The organism is Bacteroidota bacterium, from assembly GCA_016718825.1.
In the GTDB taxonomy this organism is placed as follows: Bacteria; Bacteroidota; Bacteroidia; order J057; family JADKCL01; genus JADKCL01.
In genome coordinates this window covers 168236-188958 of the sequence record JADKCL010000007.1, presented here as the reverse complement: position 1 = coordinate 188958, position 20723 = coordinate 168236, and the positions used below count along the sequence as shown (strand labels likewise).

The 20723-nt window shown below is 50.6% G+C and carries 25 protein-coding genes, 2 tRNA genes and 2 pseudogenes; 19 read left to right on the top strand and 10 right to left on the bottom strand.

Annotated features, from left to right (window positions below; genetic code table 11):
- Positions 1-90 precede the first annotated feature (90 nt).
- The 7 genes from IPN95_10550 (at position 91) to IPN95_10520 (ending at position 3882) form a co-directional block, all read left to right on the top strand.
- Positions 91-861 (top strand): N(G),N(G)-dimethylarginine dimethylaminohydrolase, encoded by a 771-nt coding sequence (locus IPN95_10550; protein MBK9449818.1) that lies wholly within the window; start codon positions 91-93, stop codon positions 859-861.
- Positions 862-895: 34 nt separating this feature from the next.
- A complete protein-coding gene (locus IPN95_10545) occupies positions 896-1585 on the top strand; it encodes a hypothetical protein (GenBank protein ID MBK9449817.1) in 690 nt (229 codons plus the stop codon).
- 175 nt (positions 1586-1760) lie between these two features.
- Positions 1761-2051: a hypothetical protein gene (locus IPN95_10540; protein ID MBK9449816.1), complete on the top strand. Its 291-nt coding sequence runs from the start codon at positions 1761-1763 to the stop codon at positions 2049-2051.
- 41 nt (positions 2052-2092) lie between these two features.
- Positions 2093-2434, top strand: coding sequence for a hypothetical protein (locus IPN95_10535; protein ID MBK9449815.1), 342 nt, complete (start codon positions 2093-2095; stop codon positions 2432-2434).
- 93 nt (positions 2435-2527) lie between these two features.
- Positions 2528-2848 (top strand): hypothetical protein, encoded by a 321-nt coding sequence (locus IPN95_10530; protein ID MBK9449814.1) that lies wholly within the window; start codon positions 2528-2530, stop codon positions 2846-2848.
- Positions 2849-2923: 75 nt separating this feature from the next.
- A complete protein-coding gene (locus tag IPN95_10525) occupies positions 2924-3400 on the top strand; it encodes a hypothetical protein (GenBank protein ID MBK9449813.1) in 477 nt (158 codons plus the stop codon).
- Positions 3401-3405: 5 nt separating this feature from the next.
- Positions 3406-3882 carry a macro domain-containing protein gene (locus IPN95_10520; GenBank protein ID MBK9449812.1) on the top strand — a complete coding sequence of 159 codons (477 nt, stop codon included), beginning with the start codon at positions 3406-3408 and terminating at the stop codon, positions 3880-3882.
- Positions 3883-3891: 9 nt separating this feature from the next.
- Here IPN95_10520 and IPN95_10515 read toward each other — a convergent pair whose 3' ends face one another.
- Positions 3892-4392: a hypothetical protein gene (locus IPN95_10515; protein MBK9449811.1), complete on the bottom strand. Its 501-nt coding sequence runs from the start codon at positions 4390-4392 to the stop codon at positions 3892-3894.
- Positions 4389-4925: a DUF4166 domain-containing protein gene (locus IPN95_10510; protein MBK9449810.1), complete on the bottom strand. Its 537-nt coding sequence runs from the start codon at positions 4923-4925 to the stop codon at positions 4389-4391. The genes IPN95_10515 and IPN95_10510 overlap by 4 nt, the downstream gene beginning before the upstream one ends.
- Before the next feature lie 77 nt (positions 4926-5002).
- On the opposite strand from IPN95_10510, the gene IPN95_10505 reads away from it, so the two are divergent.
- The 3 genes from IPN95_10505 (at position 5003) to IPN95_10495 (ending at position 8314) form a co-directional block, all read left to right on the top strand.
- Positions 5003-5527 carry a hypothetical protein gene (locus tag IPN95_10505; GenBank protein ID MBK9449809.1) on the top strand — a complete coding sequence of 175 codons (525 nt, stop codon included), beginning with the start codon at positions 5003-5005 and terminating at the stop codon, positions 5525-5527.
- Positions 5528-5757: 230 nt separating this feature from the next.
- A complete protein-coding gene (locus IPN95_10500) occupies positions 5758-6339 on the top strand; it encodes a radical SAM protein (protein MBK9449808.1) in 582 nt (193 codons plus the stop codon).
- A complete protein-coding gene (locus IPN95_10495; protein ID MBK9449807.1) occupies positions 6323-8314 on the top strand; it encodes a PD40 domain-containing protein in 1992 nt (663 codons plus the stop codon). Before IPN95_10500 ends, IPN95_10495 begins: the two co-directional genes overlap by 17 nt.
- On the opposite strand, the gene IPN95_10490 is transcribed toward IPN95_10495, so the two are convergent.
- Positions 8311-9003 (bottom strand): DUF4919 domain-containing protein, encoded by a 693-nt coding sequence (locus IPN95_10490; protein ID MBK9449806.1) that lies wholly within the window; start codon positions 9001-9003, stop codon positions 8311-8313. The genes IPN95_10495 and IPN95_10490 overlap by 4 nt on opposite strands.
- Before the next feature lie 284 nt (positions 9004-9287).
- Between IPN95_10490 and IPN95_10485 the strand changes: the two genes are divergently transcribed.
- Positions 9288-9923, top strand: a complete 636-nt coding sequence (locus tag IPN95_10485; GenBank protein ID MBK9449805.1) for a hypothetical protein — start codon at positions 9288-9290, stop codon at positions 9921-9923.
- Between the two features lie 74 nt (positions 9924-9997).
- Here the strand turns inward: IPN95_10485 and IPN95_10480 are convergent, their stop codons facing one another.
- The 3 genes from IPN95_10480 to IPN95_10470 all read right to left on the bottom strand — a co-directional run bounded on the left by IPN95_10480 (position 9998) and on the right by IPN95_10470 (position 12337).
- A complete protein-coding gene (locus IPN95_10480) occupies positions 9998-10339 on the bottom strand; it encodes a hypothetical protein (protein MBK9449804.1) in 342 nt (113 codons plus the stop codon).
- Between the two features lie 20 nt (positions 10340-10359).
- Positions 10360-11472, bottom strand: coding sequence for a T9SS type A sorting domain-containing protein (locus tag IPN95_10475; GenBank protein ID MBK9449803.1), 1113 nt, complete (start codon positions 11470-11472; stop codon positions 10360-10362).
- 205 nt (positions 11473-11677) lie between these two features.
- Positions 11678-12337 carry a hypothetical protein gene (locus tag IPN95_10470; protein ID MBK9449802.1) on the bottom strand — a complete coding sequence of 220 codons (660 nt, stop codon included), beginning with the start codon at positions 12335-12337 and terminating at the stop codon, positions 11678-11680.
- Positions 12338-12487: 150 nt separating this feature from the next.
- Here IPN95_10470 and IPN95_10465 point away from each other — a divergent pair.
- Positions 12488-12563 (top strand) — tRNA-Lys (locus IPN95_10465).
- A 6-nt stretch (positions 12564-12569) separates the two neighbouring features.
- A tRNA-Leu gene (locus tag IPN95_10460) sits at positions 12570-12653 on the top strand.
- A gap of 61 nt (positions 12654-12714) precedes the next feature.
- On the opposite strand, the gene IPN95_10455 is transcribed toward IPN95_10460, so the two are convergent.
- Entirely contained in the window at positions 12715-13101 is a 387-nt protein-coding gene (locus tag IPN95_10455) for a hypothetical protein (protein ID MBK9449801.1), read from the bottom strand.
- 52 nt (positions 13102-13153) lie between these two features.
- Positions 13154-13303 carry a hypothetical protein gene (locus IPN95_10450; GenBank protein ID MBK9449800.1) on the bottom strand — a complete coding sequence of 50 codons (150 nt, stop codon included), beginning with the start codon at positions 13301-13303 and terminating at the stop codon, positions 13154-13156.
- Positions 13304-13711: 408 nt separating this feature from the next.
- Between IPN95_10450 and IPN95_10445 the strand changes: the two are divergent.
- The 3 genes and pseudogenes from IPN95_10445 (at position 13712) to IPN95_10435 (ending at position 16425) form a co-directional block, all read left to right on the top strand.
- Positions 13712-14185: pseudogene (locus IPN95_10445) on the top strand (DUF4157 domain-containing protein).
- Between the two features lie 1158 nt (positions 14186-15343).
- Positions 15344-15946, top strand: coding sequence for a TIGR02594 family protein (locus IPN95_10440; GenBank protein ID MBK9449799.1), 603 nt, complete (start codon positions 15344-15346; stop codon positions 15944-15946).
- A gap of 101 nt (positions 15947-16047) precedes the next feature.
- Complete coding sequence (locus tag IPN95_10435; GenBank protein MBK9449798.1) at positions 16048-16425, top strand: hypothetical protein; 378 nt, start codon at positions 16048-16050, stop codon at positions 16423-16425.
- Positions 16426-16509: 84 nt separating this feature from the next.
- Here the strand turns inward: IPN95_10435 and IPN95_10430 are convergent, their stop codons facing one another.
- On the bottom strand, positions 16510-18117 hold the full coding sequence (locus tag IPN95_10430) for a DUF814 domain-containing protein (GenBank protein ID MBK9449797.1): 1608 nt from the start codon (positions 18115-18117) through the stop codon (positions 16510-16512).
- A 57-nt stretch (positions 18118-18174) separates the two neighbouring features.
- Between IPN95_10430 and tsaB the strand changes: the two genes are divergently transcribed.
- Genes tsaB through IPN95_10415 form a run of 3 tightly spaced genes read left to right on the top strand, consistent with a single transcriptional unit; the run spans position 18175 to position 19737 of the window.
- Complete coding sequence (gene tsaB / locus IPN95_10425) at positions 18175-18915, top strand: tRNA (adenosine(37)-N6)-threonylcarbamoyltransferase complex dimerization subunit type 1 TsaB (GenBank protein ID MBK9449796.1); 741 nt, start codon at positions 18175-18177, stop codon at positions 18913-18915.
- Complete coding sequence (locus IPN95_10420; GenBank protein ID MBK9449795.1) at positions 18912-19301, top strand: hypothetical protein; 390 nt, start codon at positions 18912-18914, stop codon at positions 19299-19301. Before tsaB ends, IPN95_10420 begins: the two co-directional genes overlap by 4 nt.
- Positions 19279-19737, top strand: coding sequence for a GNAT family N-acetyltransferase (locus tag IPN95_10415; protein ID MBK9449794.1), 459 nt, complete (start codon positions 19279-19281; stop codon positions 19735-19737). Before IPN95_10420 ends, IPN95_10415 begins: the two co-directional genes overlap by 23 nt.
- Here the strand turns inward: IPN95_10415 and IPN95_10410 are convergent.
- Positions 19734-20707 (bottom strand): annotated as a pseudogene (locus tag IPN95_10410) (cation transporter). The gene IPN95_10415 and the pseudogene IPN95_10410 overlap by 4 nt on opposite strands.
- Positions 20708-20723 lie beyond the last annotated feature (16 nt).

The following is a 20723-nucleotide window of genomic DNA, read 5'->3' as shown; positions in this document are numbered from 1 at the left end:
GCCCTCTGCGTCCTTGGAAACTTTGAATTCAGCGACCAATCCACGAATTTGAAGATTGTAGAAACCCCGCATTTGTTGCAACTTCCGTCCATGAAACCGCATTTTACAAAGGCGATTGTTCGCACGCCCTGCGCCGCGCTGATCAACGGCATCACGACGGCTAATTTGGGCTTGCCCGACTACGCTGTCGCCCTTCGACAACATGCTGCCTACGTGAAGGCTTTGGAAAATTGCGGCTTGGAAGTGCTGATTTTACCCGCTGACGAAGGGTTTCCGGACTCGACCTTTGTGGAGGATGTCGCCTTGTGTACGCGTAAATGCGCAGTTGTGACCAATCCGGGCGCGCCCTCGCGCAATGGGGAACGCGCGCTCATTGGCGAGGCCTTGCGGCAATTTTACCCGCATTTGGAGGAGATTGTAACGCCGGGGACGCTCGATGCGGGAGATGTCATGATGGTCGGCGACCATTTTTACATCGGCTTGAGCGCGCGAACAAATCCGGAGGGTGCAAGGCAATTGATTGCGGTACTTGAAAAGCATGGAATGTCGGGACAGGCCGTTCCCTTGCAGCATGTTTTGCACCTGAAAACGGGGATTTCCTACCTGGAAAACAATCAGCTGCTCGTCTGCGGCGAATTTGTGGACGATCCAACGTTCGCGAAATTTGACCGCATTGTAGTGGATGCCGACGAATCCTACGCAGCCAATTGCCTTTGGATCAACGACACCGTGCTTGTTCCGGCAGGATTCCCGAAGGCCTTGGCCAAAATTGAAGCCTTGGGCTACAAGACCATCGTGCTGGAAATGTCGGAATTTGAAAAAGTCGATGGCGGTTTGAGCTGTTTGTCGTTGCGGTTTTGAGGTGATTCGAAAAAGAACAACGAATCCGAAGAATATGGAAAACGGCAATTGGAAGGAAAAGGTGCTGTCTCCGGAAAGGGCTGCATTTTTGACGGAATTGAATGCCATTCACGTGGTGTTGGACATTGCCATTTTTGAAGCTCCTTCGAATCGCGAATTCCTTGCAGCTGAATTTTCAGCTGCGGCTGCAAAGGCAGGGATGGACATTTTTCAAGAAAGGATACTCGAACGGTACCGATTTTTGGGAGTCAATTACTTGACGAGGCAGTGCTTTCAAATCGAAGTGACCGGTGAACCTACGGGCAAAAGAATCAGCTGGGAAGACTTCCTAGGTCCATTTTTCGATCTTGAGACGGGCGAAATCCGAGCGAAATCCGATTTTTCAGCACCGGTTGAGCGATGGTTTGAGCGCAACGGCCTTGAGGAGGGCGACGCTTGCACGTATGCCTTGGTGGATGCCCTTTTAGATCCGCCCTACGGGATTCGGTTGGATGGAGGAGACGAGGCAGCGAAAAAGCAGCTCGTGCATCGGTTTTTGAAGCTGGTGTTGGGCTACGACGCCGTCGCAGGATCCTTTGAGGCACTTCCGTTGGTCATGGCTTGGTCTACCGATTGGAGCAACTATTTTGAGGCTGGAAAGGAATGGTGGGGCGCGTTTTATTGGACGATTCTGCTGGAAGAAAAGCAGGAGATCATCGTGATTGGCGCCTCTGCAACGGACTGATTCGAGGAATTCCAAGCACAACAAATTATATTTTCAATATATATTGAAATTTTTATCATTGACATTCAGGATATTGGCAATCTCCAAGCCTATCTTTCATTATTATTTGAAACTTCGAAATAAAAGATTACTAGCTTTGAGGCATCATACGATTCAGTTTTTAATCGAATGCCTTATGAATTCTGACAACGTTTTATCCTGCTTGCTTTTGATGATGTTTCTGGGCCCGATTCAAGTGCTTGTCGCCTTGACTTGGGCGATCGGAACGGAGTTTCGCAAAACCCGGAAACACCTGCTTTTCTACCTCGGTGGCGTGCTCGCCTACTTCATCGGATTAGGCATCATGAACCGCCCCTTTCATGATATCTACCACTTTCCGACCTACCAATTGTACTATATCGGAGGCGCAGGATTGCTTGCCACCTACCATGTCATCATTTGCATTTTCGGACGCAAAATGCCTTGATTCCCTTGATTTCCCGTTTTACACCCTTCAACAATATCGTTATGTGGAACACAACACGAATGGAACTCTGCAGCTTCATGTTTCTCCTCGGATGGATTCAAGTCATCTGGGCCTTGATTCAAATGGGCGTCACGAAATCGCCGATTGTAAGAAGGCACTTCGCTTACTACTTCCTCGGTGTGGGTGCCTACTTTATCTTGCTCATCCTGCTTGAAATTCTGTTGCCAATGGCACCCAAAAGTCACATCCTCGTGGAAATCCACTTTTTTGGAAGCGCCTTTGGCTTGGCCATTTATCATGCTTTCATCGTTGGAATGAGCGTTTGGTTGGGTTTCAAGGATCCCGAGGAATTGGCGCCCGACCCAAAAACAGTCGCCGAATAACTTTCAATACTTTCTGAAACCTTGTTCTTTCACACACGTTTAAATCATCAAAGTTGGCTCGTTCGAACCAACCCACCCTTAAATCTCAAAATCATGGTACTCCTCCTCCTTTTCATGTTTTTCCTTGGCATCGTTCAAGTCCTTTGGGCCATTATCCACGCCATCGCAACCCGCAATCCTGAAACCTTCAAACATTTCGGGTTTTATGGCGCAGGTGTAATTCTCTATTTCTTAATCCTTTGGGTGATGGGCGCCGTTGCCGGAATGACGCCGGAAGATCCGCTCGCTTTGATCCACTTCTTTGGCGGAGCGTTTTTCCTTGCGGTTTATCATGTCTACATCGTTGCCACCTCAAGACCTGTGGATCAATCCGTCGCGGCCGAAGATCCGTTTGTCCAAGGATCGGTTCGCTAGGGAAAGCTGTCCTTAGACGAATTCAAATTCCGCATCCTGAAATTTCCTAGCTTTGTGTTTCCATCGCACAAAGCCATGAAAACCCTCACACTCCGCCATCCCTTCGAAGCAAAAGATCAGCCTGAAATTCATGCAACGATGCTGGATTTCAGGCTTTTTGGCCAGGTGCATCCGCTGATGGTGGCTGTTACCCTCGTTGGGGAATCCCAACCCGGTGTCAAAACCTACGACGTGCGGGAAGAGGCTAAAGTCGGCGGATGGTTGAAAATGAAACCCCGCTATACCGTGCATGTCCACGAACCCATTCTGCAACAACGCATCGACTACCAGGCACGGGTGATGGGCATTATGCAACTCGAAATCGCCATCAGCTATACAAATCCAGACGAAAATGGCCGTTTTGAATTGCTTGAAACCGTTCGTGTTTCCCGAATTCCCTTGATTACGGGCATGTTTCTCAAGGTATTCCGCCAAGCCCATACCCAAGCATTTGCCAACTTGCGTCAGCAATTGACCGCCAAAAAATCCGAAATACAGAACACATCGATTTAAATCCCATGTCAGAAATCCATTACCTCAAAGGGGATGCGACCGTGCCCCAAACATCCGGTCCCAAAATCGTGGCCCACATCTGCAACGACCAAGGCGGCTGGGGAAAGGGCTTTGTCCTTGCCGTTTCCAAACGCTGGACTTCGCCCGAATCGGAATACCGTGCTTGGCATCGCAACCGTGCGCGCAACGATTTTGCCTTGGGCGCAATTCAGGTCATTCAAGTCGCATCCTTCGTGCACGTGGCCAATATGATCGGGCAGCATGGGATGGCATCAGGTTCGCAGGGCCCACCCATTCGGTATGAAGCTGTCGGTGAATGCCTGCAAAAACTCGCTGTCGCAGCCAAGGAATTGGGGGCGAGCGTGCACATGCCGCGCATTGGAACGGGCCTCGCAGGCGGAAAATGGGAGCTCATCGAACCGTTGATCCAAGAAAAACTGATCGCGGAGGGCGTGAAGGTCTATGTTTATGATTTTGGCTGATTTTTCAGTTCAATTCGTCGGACGCGGCCGCAGACTCGCCCACAAGTCGCGCAATCCCGAACCAAAAACGCCCAAGGCCATGGCGGCCATTAGCCAGGACATCCAGCCATAGTCGGCACGGGCGAAGCCGGAGGGTTGTAACCACCATTCCCAGAGAATCGGCGCAAAAAAGGCGAGCATCACACCGTACACAATTCCCATGAGCGCGTGCATCGCGCGTTCGCCACGGGGGAGCTTGCGCGTGCGATCCTCCTCGAAAAAATCCCAGAGGGTGATGAAAATTTCGGCAACGATGATCGCAGCAAAAACGGCCGCAAAAGCGCCACGCCATTCGATCCATCCAAAGCTGAAAAAGATGACCGCATAGGCAAAATCGCGGGCAGCATGTAGCTTCAATTCCAGGCCGGCCAAGGGTGATTTGGGAAGCTGCAGTTTGTATTCGTGGTAATACAAGGTGTCAAAGGCGCCCATCGCCGCCTGCACCAATGCGATTGCAAGAACTGTAATCATGCGTCCAATTCGATCAAACCACTGTAACGAAACAACAACCCCAAAATGGCGGACCTTGTTTCGACGAAAATTTCCCAGCCATGTTCCCGTTCGCGGACGTGGGCGATCACGGAAATTTGCATCCATTTGGGGACCCGGATGCCCATTGCCTTGGTGTGCACCGGATCAAAATGCAAAAAGCCATCCGCAACACGCAACCGCATGGCCATTTTCACACCGCCGACGGCTTCGATGAAGAGTCCGCCTTCTGCCCATTGTTGTGTGACAAGCGGCTTGCCGCCAAAGTCCCGTATCCAAGTCTCCTTGTCCGCATTTCGCTGAATTTCAAGCCGCAAGTGAACAGATGGATTCGCAGGCGGGACTTTCATGATCCGGTTGAGCAACCGTACGATTGCACCCTTGCCATAGACGACGCTGACTTGTCCGCGGGCCTTTACCAGTGAGTCCGATCCATGCACCAAACGCAGGATAGGTCCCAATTTTTCAAATTCGGAACCCAACAATTGCTGATAGATCGAGGGCGAAGGTGGCATCAACACAAGAATTGGCTGGGATTGACGCGAGATGTCAACAAAGCCGCTTAAATTTATAGAAAATCAATTCGCTCCACATGAAAAAGACAATTTTGCTCTTCCCCATTTTGGCTTTTGCCTTGATCTTCCTTGCAGGTTGCCCACCCACAAAGCCTGGACCGATCGCAGGAACGGACTCAACAAAGGTGGATTCGGTCAAACCCGCGCACGACTATGCCTCGGCCCTGATCACTTTGGAACGGACGGTATGTTTTGGAAAATGTCCGGCCTACACTTTGCAAATCGAAGGGAACGGAAAAGTCAGCTACAATGGAGGTGCCTATGTGCAGGTCAGAGGCCCACAAACCTCCCAAATTGAACCCAAAGCCGTTCAAGCACTCGTCGACGAATTTTTCAAGATCGATTATTTCGCGTTGCAGGATACGTTTACCGAGCCGATCAGCGATATGCCGACGACGATCACATCCATCAGTATTGACGGCAAAAGGAAGCAGGTTTACGATTACGCCGGTGCACCTTCGAGCCTGAAAGCCCTGGAAGCCAAAATCGACGAGGTTGCCAATTCCGCACAATGGGTCAGGGAAGTGATAAGTGAAAAGTGAAAAGTGAAAAGTTGCGGATCGCTGTCGTTACCGTAAACGGTTGGCAAGTTTAACGGCTCATTTGCCATTTTTCGTTTGCTGACGCGAATACTCATCGGGGTCTTGTTTCAAAGGTATTCGTGATTTGCTTCGCAGTTACTTCGCAAATCTCATTTCTAATTTCTAATTCCTCATTTCTAATTTTCCGCATTTCTAATTCCAATATTCTAGCTTTGGGCATGATCCCGGTAATGGAACATTTTTACACGCTGCAAGGGGAAGGCCAATGGTCCGGAACGCCGGCGTATTTCATTCGTTTGGCGGGCTGCGATGTCGGCTGCGTATGGTGCGATGTCAAGGAAAGCTGGACGGTGGCGGATGAGCAATGGGTTCCTATTGCAGACATGGTTGCCCTCGTGAAGGCGTCAGGAACGCAGCGTGTGGTGATCACCGGCGGCGAACCGACGATGTACGACTTGGGTCCATTGACCCGGGCAATGCATGATGCGGGCTTGCTTTGCCATATTGAAACGGCGGGCGTTCATCCCTATTCGGGAGAATTTGACTGGATCACATTTTCCCCCAAGAAATTCAAGCCGGCTTTGCCGGAGTTTTATGCGTTGGCACAGGAATTGAAAGTGATCGTGTACAATGCCCATGATTTGCAATGGGCTGAGGCTGAAGCTGCGAAATGCGACCCGGCCAAGACGCTCTTTTACCTGCAACCGGAATGGTCGCGCCGCGAGCGCATCCACCCGATCATCGAATACATCAAGGCACATCCGCATTGGAAGCTGAGTCTTCAAACACATAAGTATGTCGAGATTCCATAATTGGCTGCGCCACGGCGCGGTTTTCACCCTTACGATCGCCCTCACATTGCTGAGTAGCTGCACCGCAACTGCGCAAGGCGGCGACAAACCAAAACCAGCAGACTACGGCATCAAGAGCAAAAAGGCGCTCGACCTCTATTTTGACGGCCTTGAAGCAGCTCACCACCGCGACTATACCAAGGCGGTCGAAGCCTATAACGCTGCAATTTCCTTGGAACCCGGGTTTGGTGACGCCTATTTTCAAGCTGCTGCGAGTGCCTATGCGGGCAGAAACCTTGATCAAGCCTCCACCTACGCTGCAAAAGCTGTCGAATTGCTCAAGGACCCCAATCCCCTGCTTTATTTGTACATGGCCGAAGCCGCCTTCAAAAAAGACGACTTTAAGGTCGCAGCAGAGCATTACGACAAATTTTTCTCCTTCAATCCGCCGGTCAATGGCCCAAGCTACCGCATGTGGGACCACAATCGGAAAGCAGCGCATTTTGGCGCGGCCAATTCCAACAAAAAGATTCAGTTTGAGCCGATCAACATGGGCGAAAACGTCAACAGCATCGGCGAAGAATACCTGCCCAACCTTACTGCAGACGGCCAAACGATCTTTTTCACGAGCCGCAGACCGGGTTGTACCGGTGGATTCCAAGCCGAATACAGGGACTTCACCGAGGATTTCTATTACAGCGAAATGGTCGACGGCAAATGGCAACCCTGCAAAAACCTGGGCGAGCCTGTGAATACTGAATTCAACGAAGGTGCGCCGAGCTTTTCGCCGGATGGGCAGTATGTATTTTTTGCTGCCTGCAGCCGCCCTGGCGGCTACGGCGATTGTGACATCTACGTTTCCAAGCTCATTGGAACGACCTGGAGCAAGCCGCAAAACCTCGGGCCGATCGTCAATTCGCCGCAATGGGATTCGCAGCCGAGCATCAGCAACGACGGGAAAACGCTGTATTTCAGCAGCCGCAGGCCCGGAGGAAAAGGTGGCGAAGACATCTGGTTTTCCAACTTGGTAAATGGATTTTGGACAGCACCCCAAAACATTGGCGAACCCATCAACACGGCAGGGATTGAAGTTTCGCCGTTCATTCACGCCGACGGCAAGACGCTGTACTTTTCGAGTGATGAGCATCCGGGTTACGGGGCGTTGGATTTGTTCATGGCCAAAAACACAGGAAACGGCTGGACGAAGCCCGAAAACTTGGGTTACCCGCTGAATACCTCGGCGAGTGAAGGCAACATTTTCGTCGATACCAAAGGCGAAATCGGGCTGATCAATTCGTCACGCGATGGCGGATTGGGCAAGTCAGATATCTACCAATTCAAGCTTGATGAGCGCATTCGCCCCAATTTCACGACTTATGTGCGCGGCATTGTGACTGACAAGGCGACCAACAAAGTGCTGGATGCCAAAGTCACCTTTATCAATGTGGCGACCCGTGATACGATCCGCGCCGTCGGAACGAATGCGGCGACCGGGCGGTATTTGTTGACGCTGCCTTTGGACCAAGAATATGCGGCCTTCGTGGACAAAAAGGGCTATTTGTTCAGCAGCAATCTCTTTTCGCTGAAGAACATCGATCCCAAAACGACGCCATACTTCGATGTGAACATTGCCTTGGAGCCGCTTTCAGTGGGCTTGGAAGTGGTGATGAGTTCGATCTTCTACGAAACCAACAAGTTTGACTTGCTCGACATTTCGAAGCCCGAATTGGAGCATTTGCTGTCGTTTTTGCAGCTGAACAAGACCTTGCGGGTAGAAATCGGCGGCCATACGGACAACGTCGGCACCGACAAGGAAAATCAGGTTCTCAGTGAAAACCGCGCGAATGAAGTGCGAAAGTATTTGATTTCCAAGGGAATCAAACCCGAGCGCATCGAAGCCAAGGGTTATGGCGAAAGCCTGCCGATGGCGACCGGGGACAGCGATGCCGCACGGGCATTGAACCGCCGCACGGTTTGCAAGATCATCGGGATTTAATTGCCCGTTTCGGATTTGAACATCTTCCCGAGACTTTCGAAGGGAACCGTGATGTCAAAATAGATCTCGCTTTGGGGAAAGTACTCGCCAGGGTTGGTGGTCATTTTGTCACAATCCCCAACCAAGGACTGCATCAACATTTTCTCGATTTCCAAGTAGTTGTACATGATGTGGTATTCGTCGGAGATGTACATTACCTTGAAGCCCGTTTCGCAGGTCAGTCCATCACCGGAACCCGTCACAGCATCGACAAGCCGGCGGTAACGATACCGGAACTTGGCAATCTCCGGGTCGTCTTTGTCAATATGCTTCATGGTAATCAACTTGTTAAAGTTCGCGTCGAGGTCCACCGGCGCCTTTTTCAGCACTTCGTCGCAAATCGCCATCGCCTTTTTGTAGTTTTTGGTCTTTCCCATTTCCCAGAATTCACGGATTTCACCGGACCGGTTGGGCGTATAACCGCTGTAGTCCTTGTCCAAGGAGAATCCGTAGTAAATCAAGCGGTAATCGGCGTTGGTGAGGGTCGTATCGAGCGCTTCGAAGCGTTTGAAAAGCGTCTGATAATCGGGTCCAAGGGCGGGATTGGTCAGGGAATCCCTGATAGCGGCCATGTCCACGGACACGAAGGGATACTGTGCGAAAGTCAAAAGGCCGACTTGAAGCAACAAGAGGATGGCAAGCTTTTTCATTGAATTTGGAGACATTTGAATTGCGAATGGCATCTGAGAGGGTTCAAGTACCCCGAGAATTCTTACTCAAGATACGAACGGCGATGGAAAAAATTGCATTCGCAGCCGTGATTTTTTCCCGCTTTCGGCGCCATTGATATGCAGATTTGGCAACCAAAACCGCGCGTAGCTTACGTCGATTTGTCGGGGTGTTTTGAATTTGCGATATTGGATCGTGTCAAGTTTCCCCAATGATGATCCTCCCGAGACCAAGTAAAATCATTGCTTTTGCCCTTTTTCTTTTGTTGATCCAAACTGTCGGATTTGCACAGCGTCCTGAGCCGAGGCTCGAATGGCGTGTCAATCCGCTTGCATTGGGACTATTTACCCCCAATTTGGGAATCAGAATCAATTCTTCCGGTGTTTGGAAGCCCGATTTTCAATTGGCCGTTCAACTGCCTTGGGCCCGAATAACTTCGACGGACCACTGGACGATTGGCTCCACGCATATCTCGCAAAGTTCGCTTGGATTCGCTGGTACATTCTATGGTGGTCTGACGCGGATGAAAAAGGGCTGGGGCGAGTCTGGCGGACGCATCAGTCTGCAATTGGGTGGCAAAGCCTTCCGCACGGGCGAGTATTACTGGGGTGGTGGAAGCACAGGCTCCGCCTGCGGCATTTTTGATGTCATTCGCATCAATTTTGGCCCTCGGGCAGAATTCGGTCAATATTTTGCACTGGGCAAGCGATTCGGACTCGAACTATTTGGCGGTGCAGGATTCCGCGCGGGAATCAGCCAAGTGAAAAAATTGCGACATGGGGTCTTGGAATATGACAACTGCGTGAATACATCAGGTTTTAACCCCGATCTCACCTTCCCGAATGCCCATTTTTCATTCGTCCCCACGTTGCACGGAGGCATCTCGCTCGTGTTTAAATAAATGGCAACATCCAGCAGGATTGTTGGAAGCGGTGGTGCGGCATTGGTCCGCTGAACAGGCGCAAAAACAATGCTTTACTTTCCTTCGGAATTCAGAAGCGCTTTTGGATCAATCGTGTACCATTCACTGATTTCACCTGTGGCCAATTGGTAGCGGTAGGACACTTCATAGATGTAGCGCAGGTCGGCGGCCCATTTGACACTCAATTCTGCGGAGTTGGCATCCAATCGACCTGACTGCAATTCCACGGAGCCCGGGTTGATGGGATCCACAAGTGCGACCTTGTATTCCACGAGATTGCCCGCAGGAAATTGGACATCCATGTTTTGGCCGTCATGTGAAACTGCAACTTCGAGTTGTGCAAAGCCGGTCGTTGCGAGGAAACCAAAGAGAAGGAGAAAGGCTATCTTTTTCATCGAATCGTATCGTAATCAATTTATTGAATCACTTGAATTTTTCCGCTTTCACGGGTTCCGTCGCCTGTAATGGTGACGACATAGGTCCCGGAATGGAGATTGCCAGGAAGGACCCAGAGGTTGTTGAGTCCACCGACCGTCGCATGGTCGCGGTCATAAACAACCCTTCCAACGGCGTCGGTGACCTGTACATTGAGAAGCCCCTCGGCACTACGGCGCAAAAAGTCGATTTGAAAGCCTTGGTCCGCTGCAAGCAAAGTTGGATATATGGCATTGAGTTGTCCATGTCCCTCGTTGTCCAAACGGACGCTTTTCACCTCGCTGTAACGAATATTGCCGTTGGCATCGTTTTGGAGAATGCGATAATGAAGGTCTTCATTGAACGGTGCGGTGACATCCACATATTCAAACCCGGTTTCCAAATGCTGCGGGTCCAGACGGATGGCGGATACTTGAGTAAAAACTTCACCATCGAGGCTCCTTTGAACTTCGAAAATCTTTCCCTCGGTATCCCGATCGACTGTCCAATTGAGCTTCACATTTTTGTTTTCAACCGCTGCGACATCAAAACTCGTGCAGCATTCGCCCAAAATCACGGCCGGCTGCACCACAATGTCGTCCATGAAGTAATAACCATAGGTAAAGCCGTTGCCACCGACAAATTGATAGGTGGTGTTGGCATCATTGAAAAAGTTGCCAATGGTCAAATACTGAAATGCGGCCGTTGCTGTAACGGTTCCGGAAACGAGCATCCATGTTGTTTGACTTGTGAGCGGCGTGAGCGATTGCACCTGTGGGGTCAAAGGAATTGGCCCAGTGCTGAAATTATAAAACGGGCTTGTAGTGGTGAGTGCCATCCCGTGTCGATTACATGCATAAGTCCCATAATTGTCGGAAAGGGAAACCCACATCTCAAGGTAATAGGCAGAACCAATCGTCATGGGGGAGGTCAAGGTACACTTGATATATTCCCTGAAGTTGCTACCTCCTTGATTTCCAAAGGCCTCACCCATGTACCGAATCCCGGAATGCGGTGTTTGCACTCCGAATACGTTGGAAGTAGTAAGCCAATCCGCACTTCCTGTATTGGCTTGCGCCCAGGCACCTGTTTCGAAACTGGCATTAGGCACCAAATTCTGTGCAACAAGCCAGGAACTAAACAAAGGAAAAACAATCCCTGCGATGCAGGACGCGATCCGACGAACATTCATGATTGACAAACAATAGACCTACCTACAATTGATGACGGAAGATAGATACAAAAAAGATATCCTCCTAACATCGTGGAAAAGTCTTTGGGGACTCCCTATTGAGCTACATTTGCCGAGGAATGGCCGATTACAGCTCCCTGACGACCCACTTGGGCACCCACCATTGTCTCCCTGCCGCAGAAACTTGCAACCAAACGTCATTTCTATCATCGATATCCAGCGTCTCGCCAAGGCTGAAGGCATTGAGCCGATGATTGGAACTGAAGCCGGGTTCCGCATAAAAAGCGGTATTCTCCATCAAAACAGCACGTTGCGGCATCAAGAAGCTCCGGTGAAAAATCACCGCCCCTGAAAGAAACAGGATGGCCCAAACACCGACTACTGCGAGCTGCCGCCAAGCCGCCATGTTGTTGTTGGGCATCCAATAATGAACCCCAAGTCCGAGAATACAAGCTCCAAAAACACCAAAAAATAACCAAGACCAATTGCGGTAGAAGCTCAAATAATCGTTCCATCCGTCCCCGGTAAAGAAACGGTTGCTGCCTTGTCGCTGCATGAGCTGTCGGATCTTTCCTTCCGTTCCTTTGTCGCCAAATTCCTGCGCGGCCTTCTTCAAATAGTAGATCGCTTGCGGGTAGGCACGCAGGTTTTCGTGCATGTAGGCGAGGCGGTACAACATTTTTTCAGAAAATTTTCCTTGAGAATAGACGTCTTCGTAAAGTTTTAATGCCTGGGTAAACTGCCCCGCCTCAAACGCCTTGTCTCCTGATTCTAAATTATTTAACACCCCATCCGAAGACGCTTGGGCATTCAGTTTTGTTGACCATCCGCCGAAAATCAAAAGCATCAGCAGAAAAATTGTCGTAAATTGATGTTGCATTCCAGAAAAAGTGTTTATCTTTGCATTCCCAAATTTAGGGACGTTCATTAACAACTTGATTCGGTAGCTCAGTCGGTAGAGCATTTGACTTTTAATCAAAGGGTCCTGGGTTCGAGCCCCAGCCGAATCACCAATCCCCGCCCAGCTGGTGAAATTGGTAGACACGCCATCTTGAGGGGGTGGTGCTCGAAAGGGCATGGGAGTTCGAGTCTCCCGCTGGGCACAAGGGCTATTCAGCCCTTTTTTATTGTCCATTCTCCTCCAATCCTGTTCCATTTTCCTGTTCAATTATTGGTTTCCTTGCCGGTATCCGACTTCCGGTAAGCTGCGCTTGCACTGCTGGTATGCAAATAGGCTGCTCCGCGGCATTCGTCGACAATCCAACCCAGCCATTGACGCCAATTCTCATCCGCCGACCCATCCTTCATCTCGGCTACGCGTGCAGGCACTTGCAGCAACCCATCTGCCCAGAGATCTTCCAACCGTTGCGTCAAGTGAATGATCACAACGCCGCTTTCCAACTGATTTCCACGACTTTCACGGTGAATTCGAACTTCGCGCCGCAGCAAAAGATGCTCCTCATTTCCGCGAAATCGATTCTTTCCACGCAACTTTCGCAACTCGTCCCGCACAGCCTCCCAAACCCCTAAATCGTCTTTCTTGGTTTTCATCTGTTGAATTCCACTTCGAATGCCCTTCCGCAATCCTGAAAAGCACAAAAGGTCAAAATAGCGTGTAGATGAATGGTGCGACCGAGCTTCCGCCGCCAAAAATCAGCAAAGCGCCGATCAGCAGCAATACCAGCACGATCGGGGTAATCCACCATGCCTTACGCTGCCACAAAAATCCGAACAAGTCCTTCAGAAAATCCATTTTTCATTGCTTACCCTACAAAGATTCAAAAATCTCAAGCAAATTTTCCAGTTTCATCTTCAAAAGCACCGGATTGACAGGTATAATGGCGCTAATTTCTTCAAAAGGAGGATTTCTCGCGTCTCCTTTCACACTTTTTAACCTGTGGAAAAAACGTAACTGCTGTAAATCAATTCAATCAAAAAGGCTTGCCGAATTTGCTTGCAAATCCTATCAAATCGTTCTATCTTTCGCCGTCAGATTTGGGGAAACTCTAATTCTACCTCCCCAATGCTTTTTGATCATCTTTTGTACGATACCGCCTTCCCATGGAGGGCGTCTGCTATACACCTGACCGTTACAGACATCCAACGCAGCCTGTCGGCTGTGAGTTTGAAACTATGTTGAACTGAAAAAAAGAAAATTGCCATGGAAAAGACTTCCTTGGAGAAGAAAGCGCAAACGCATGATTCTGGAGAGCAGATCCAGATGAAGATGGACAACACGATGTCCCCCCCACAGTTCAAGCTGGATGCGTCCGGCAACGGCGGTGGCGGTGGCAACGGCGGATCCGGGAGCGGACTTTCACCCGAATTGAATGCACAGATGAGTTCTGCCATGGGCAGCGACTTCTCAAACGTCAACATCCACGCAAATTCAGACAAAGCCTCCGAAGCAGGAGCTTTGGCTTATGCTCAAGGAAATGACGTGCACTTTGCACCTGGTCAATACGATCCAGGTTCCCAAAAAGGTCAGGAATTGATCGGTCATGAACTTGCCCACGTGAAGCAGCAGAGCGAAGGACGTGTACAAGCCAATGCATCTGTCGGCGGTATGTCTGTCAACAACGACGCCGGATTAGAGAAAGAGGCCGATTCAATGGGCGCGATGGCTGCCCAGATGAAGCCTGCCGCTGGATTTGAAGCAGGCAGCAGCGGCAGCAGCAGTGCGAGCGCTTCAGGTCCTGTCCAGAAAAAAGAAGATCCCCTCAAGGTCAAAGAAGGTCAAGTGACTTTTGACTCTGAAGGTCAAGACTCTGGAAAATACGATACAAAAGTTTGCCACTGGCCTGGAGGCGCATCTGGCGTCACAATTGGCCGTGGTTATGACCTTGGCAGCCGCACCGCCAAAGGTGTACTTGCACACCTGAATGCCGCCGGCATTACTGGCGCGCAAGCTACACTTCTGAGCACAGGCGCTGGCCTTCAGGGAGATGCAGCTGGAACTTGGGTCAAAAACAACAAGGCAAAAGTCGGCGCCATCAATCACGATCAGCAAAAATTGCTGTTTGAGATTGTCTATGCCGAGATGAAGAAAAGTGTCATTGACATCAGCGAAAAGAAAGCCGCCAAGGACAAATTTGGCGATGTCGATTTTGACAATCTCCACAATGCCATCATGGAAATCTTGGTCGACTTGCGTTATCGCGGCGACTACAAGCCATCGACACGTGAGTGGATTCAGCCTTTTGCAGTCAAAAACGACCTCAAGGGTTTTGCGGCAGCCATCGGCAACAAGCGTTGGATGACTGAATTTGGTGTTCCAAAGGATCGTTTTGAGCGCAGGAAGGCATTCATGGATGCTGCTGTTGCGGGCAAGACCCCAGCTCAGACACCTACGCAGGCTCCGCCGGCCAAGGATGAGCCAAAGAAGGAAACAACGTCGCCTTCGACTGGAAACGGAAACAATTCCATGACGGCCATCGACAGCGGCACCGTTACTGCAAGTTCACTGAACGTGCGTTCCGGTGCAGGTGCAAGCTTTGGCAAAGTGGGCAATCCGCTGGCTACCGGCGCCAAGGTGCAGGTTTATGAGAAAAAAGACGGTTGGCTGCGCATCGGCAACGGCCAATGGGTTTCGGCCGACTTCGTGAAACTCAATGGCAAGGCCACGGAAAACTCCCCCGCAAACAAACCGGCCGAAGCCGCCAAGCCTGTCGCAACGGGCACAGTCACGGCAAGTCAACTGAACGTGCGCAGTACACCTAGCACAGACGGCAAAGTGGTTGATACGCTCAAATCAGGCGCGAAAGTCACCATTCTTTCAGAAGACAATGGCTGGATGAAAATCGGTCCTGATCGCTGGGTTTCGGGCAAATATGTTACCAAGGGCAATGGTCCTGCTCCGCAAGCTCCCGTTGCTGGCGGCAAGGACGGCGCCAAAGGTGGTAATTTGGTCAAGCCTAGCTGGATCTCCGTCGCAGAAGGCGAAAACGGTGTGAAAGAAATCGAAGGCTCGAAGCACAATCCACGCGTGATCGAGTACCACTCCACCACTGGCAAATTCAAGGATGATGAAACACCTTGGTGTGCATCGTTTGCAAACTGGGTCATGAAGCAGGCTGGGCAACCCATCACGGGAAGTGCAGCAGCTTTGAGCTGGGCCAAGTATGGCAAGAAGATCGCTAAGCCAGCCTACGGCTCAATCGCGGTATTCGATTACGGCGGTGGTAAAGGTCACGTAGGTTTTGTGGTCGGTGTCGACGGATCTAAAATCCAGGTCCTCGGTGGTAACCAAGGCAATATGGTCAAGGTCAGCTCATTTGGCGTTGGCTCTGTAAAGGCATTTGTGGTTCCTTCCGATTGGGAAGTCCCGCAAGCCAATTACACGATGGGTAAAATGGACAAAATTGAAGACGTCGGTGGCGTTGCCAATACGCGTTGATTTGCCCAAATCATTGAAAAAATTCAAAAACTCCAGCTCAAAAGGCTGGAGTTTTTCTTTCTCCTTGTTTCCTTCCCGTCAAACCCTGAAATTGGCAGGATATGAGTTTTGAAGCCTTTAACTATTCCCAAAAGCGCGTGCGCACCCTTGGCTCCCGCGAATGGAAAGTCTGGTTCACCCAAAATGAGTCAACACTTGCCTTCCGTTTGCTCACCAAAGACAGCCAAACGGATTGTTATGTGACCGTGCAAGGCATCGCCCAATTGGTCCCTGGTGAAACGCCCATTCAAGACGATGACAATGGGGATGCTTATCCAACAGATGTTTACACCTATAAGGACGAAAAAGGCACCGTCTCCATTTACCTCGAACTCGAAGATACGGCTAGCCTTGTTTGGGTCTTTGCCACTGGTGAATACGGCACCGATGCTTGCTCCTTTCATGCGCCAGGCCCCTTGATGCCCGAAATTGCAGGTTGAGTGATTGGATCAGCGTCTTTGGCGCTCACACCGCGTTCTCGGTAGCACCAACGACGCGAACACCCTCGAACTTCATTCTCGAACTCAAACTTCAAACGGTTCGATCATAATCACCTTTTCGCGCTCCACCAAAACCTGGCCTGCTGCGCCATTTTTGACCTTGCGCACGTACTTTCGTTCGGTGTATTGGACGGGGACGAGCTTTTCATGCTTGCGTTTGGAGTGTTTGGCAGCCAAGGATGCAGCGAATTCCAATACTTGGTTGGGGATCGCGCCCGCGGTCGGGTTGCGGATAATCACATGCGAGCCGGGCGTGTCGCGCGCATGAAGCCATAGGTCGTCTTTGCGGCTGTAGGCGAATGTCAGCGAATCATTCTGCTTGGCATTTTTTCCGACTAAAATCGTGTAGCCTTCTTTCTTGAATTCGTGGAAGCCATGCTTTTGCGCCGCATTTTCAGCTTTTCCGCTTTCCACCAAGGGCAAAAATTCAGTGCCGAATGCATTCATTCGCCGTAAAAGCTCCAAATCCATCCCGTCGGCACCCAAACGCAGATCCTTGGGGTCTGGAAATTTTGCAAAACCCTCACGGGCTTCATTGAAAACGGCCAATTCTTGCTCCAAACGGGTGATTTGCTCCTCCAAATGTTTGGCGCGGGAACGGTGCTTCTTCTGTTTTTGGTAATACTGCTCCGCGTTTTGCTGCGGATTCAGTTCGGGTTTGAGTTTGATCTTGATGGGTTGATCGTGGTAGAAGTCCACCAATTCGACCTCCTTTTCACCTTGCGTGAGCAAATGCAGGTTGGCCATGAGAATATGTCCGATTTCCTCGGGCGGCCGCTCGTTGGTGATCGTGTCGATGGAGAGGTAAAACGAATCGATTTGTCCCTGAATACGGTTCACATGGCGCTCCATCGGTTTTTTGATGGCTTCGAATATCCGCGCGTAACCTTGGTATTGATGGAAACTGCGGAAAAACATGTTCAAAGCCGCCGACATGCCGACTACCTCTATTTCCTCGGGATGGCCCGAAGCAAACAACAGGAGCTGAATGCGGTCTGCCCGCCGCAACAGGTAATAACGCTCGTCATTGGCAGCCTCCAAGCAGGCCTTGAACGCGGATTCGAAGTCGAGGCCCTCCCCTAGTTTCTGCTCGACAAACTTTACAAAGTGCTTCTCAAAAATCGGAGAAATCGCCTTCAAATGCGCCGCAACAGGCAATTCGGCAAATTCTTCACCCTTGATGGCATTCTCGTTGTAAATCCCCGCCTGCGGAAGAAATTCAAGATCCGCCTCTGAATGTTGCCGAAACCGATCCACGACCTTCCCCGAATGCAGCAGCAGCACATTGCTCATGAGCCCATGCATTTTCAGGGCAATCTGATAATACCTTTCCAAGTCGATCAGGATCACCCGTTCGTAGGGAAGGCAATGCACCCGCTGAATTTTCAGGCCCTCAATCTGTGGAAAAATCGCACGAACATTCTTTTTTGCCTTGTTGAATTGATTGAGCGGCCAAATAAAGGGCAACGGCGCACCGCAGGAAACCCGCAGCCAAACATCCTTGTCAGGCGTGCCGAGGCCGATCATCAATTGATCCTTCTCCTGCGTGAATGCCTCCGCAAAAATGCCGCCCTTGACCGCTTGATCGAGCTGCGCTGCAATTTTCCGGAGCAAAAAATAGTGAATGTGCATCTTGCCTTGTGCCGTTGTTAGGTTGCTGAAAACAGTGCAAAATACGTAATTTGCGCCGTGTCGAAAAAGAAAAATCTAGATCAAGTCAATCCGCAAACCGATTCCAAGGTGCGTATTTTGGCGATTGAGACTGCAACAGACGTAAGCAGTGTCGCGCTGTTTGAGGATGGAATCTTGGTTTCGTTGCAAGAAAACCACTCCAACCGCACGCATGCACGGCTTGTTACGGTGATGATCGAGCGGCTTTTGCAAGACATGGAGCTGAAGGCTTCGGATCTCAACGCCGTCTGTGTCGCGCGCGGCCCCGGCTCCTACACGGGCTTGCGCGTGGGCGTGTCCGTGGCCAAGGGGCTTTGCATGGCTTTGGACATTCCGCTTTTGAGCCTCAGCAGTCTGGAAGCCTTGGCTTGGTCGGTTGTAGATTTTGCCGCGAAAATGGACGCTTGGATTTGCCCGATGATCGATGCCCGCCGAATGGAAGTTTTTACCCAACTATTTGACAGCCAGCTGCATTCGAGCAACGAGCCGATAGCCTTGATCGTGGAAGAGAATGCATTTCAGGAAGAATTGGCAAAAGGAAAAATTCTATTTTTGGGCGATGGCGCCGCAAAATGTGAACCGATTCTAGGCCAACATCCGAATGCAATTGTCTTGGGTGACCGCGTATCCTCTGCAGCATCCATGGGAAAAGGTGCTCAAGCCAAATTTGAATCCGGCGACCATGAAGATTTGGTCACGTTTGAGCCCTTTTACCTGAAGGAATTTGTAGCGACATTGCAGAAAAAGAAGGTTCTATGAAAAACGCACTCACATCCATTCTATTCCTCGGTCTGTTGACGCTTTTTTTCAGCAGTTGTGGGGGCCCGATTGAATCGATGACCTTCAAATCTCCGGAAGGTGATCGCAGCATCGACGTATCGGGCAAACGCGAATCGCCTGCCGGACCGATCATTGTGACCGTCAAGCTCATCGTACCCGCAGGCGACAAATCGTTTAGCTTTGAGCACCAAGCGCAATCCTTGACCAAGGAGTCGGTCACCGCGACTTGGCCCAACAACAACAGCTGCAATTTGAGCTTCAAACTCGATGACGGCACGTCTTGGGAAGTCGAAGCCTATCTGTTTGATGACAAAGTAGAAGCAATCAAAAAATTCAAAATCGATGGAAAGGCCATCTTCAACTGACGCCAAGGTTCAGATCAAACCCCTGAACCGCTTCAACTGGGAGCAGGCCACTCGGCTCGAACTCCATGATTATCAGGAAGATTTCCTGCCTTCGGTGTTATTCTCGATTGCCCAAAGCAAATTTGAGAACCTATTCCCCTACGGCATTTTCGAAGGCGAAGAATTGGTCGGCTTCCTGATGTACGGCGAGTTTGATGCCATTTGTTGGATCAGCCGGATCATGGTGGACAAGGCGCACCAAGAGCAAGGAATTGGCAAAATCGCCCTTCGGCAATTGCTCGACATGCTGCGCAATCAGCCCAAATGCAAGGAAATCCGCACGAGCTTTTCTCGGAAGAATGCCTTGGCCGAATATTTTTTCCGATCACAGGGATTTGAACCGATCGGTGACGGCGTGGACAAGGAAATCGTGATGCGGTTTCGGGGGAGGGCTTAATCCGGATGAAAATGTTCCTCGGGCATGGGCTTGGACCGTGATTCCAGCTCAAAGTCGAGGTGTTTGGGTTCTTCCGGCTTGCCAAAATGCGTATGATCGGCGCAGTCACCGAGCTCACAATCAACCGATTCGTCTTCGATTTCGATGGTGGCATGCTCGATCAGCAACTCCTTGAGGCGATGCCGTACACGCACCTTGATGGCTTCGACTGCCGTCAAATCAATCGGACCGGCAACAACAACATGCAGCGTGGCGACATTGTATTGGCCATCTAGCGTCCAGAGATGGAGGTCATGGACGTCCACGACGCCTTCCACGGCTCGGACTTTGCTTTCAATTTCGGCGGGAACCAATTGTTGGGGAGTGCCTTGCAGAAAAATGCGAAAGCTCTTGCCGAGGTTCCGGAATACATTCACCAACACGTAAGTCATGATGGCGATCGACAAAATCGGATCCAAAATGGGCACATCCCAAAAGCGCATCACGATGCTGCCGATCAAAATGGCGACCCAGCCCATCACATCCTCCAAAAGATGCAAAGCTACCACACGTTCGTTGAGGGTCGATCCTTTTTGCAGGCGAATGACAGCTGCGCCATTCACCGCAATGCCGATCAACGAGAAGACAATCATGCCCGTGGCGTCACTTGCTTGGGGATTCAGCAAACGCGGAATGGCATTTTGCAGAATAAAAATCGCGCCTACAATCAGCACTACCGAGTTGATAAACGCACCCAGAACGGAAAATCGCGCATAACCATAGGAATAGGATCGGTCGCTTTCCTTGGCTGCCACCTTTTCAAGGTACCAAGCCATGCCCAAGGCGAGCGAATCCCCGAAATCATGCAAAATGCGACTTTGAGGTTGCCGATGGCACCATGGTGGCCATGGTGATGGTGCGTGCCATCGTGGTGATGCGCGTGTGCATGCCCATGGTCATGCCCTGCGTGGTCGTGGTGCCCGTGCGCCATGGCCAAAGCTAAACAT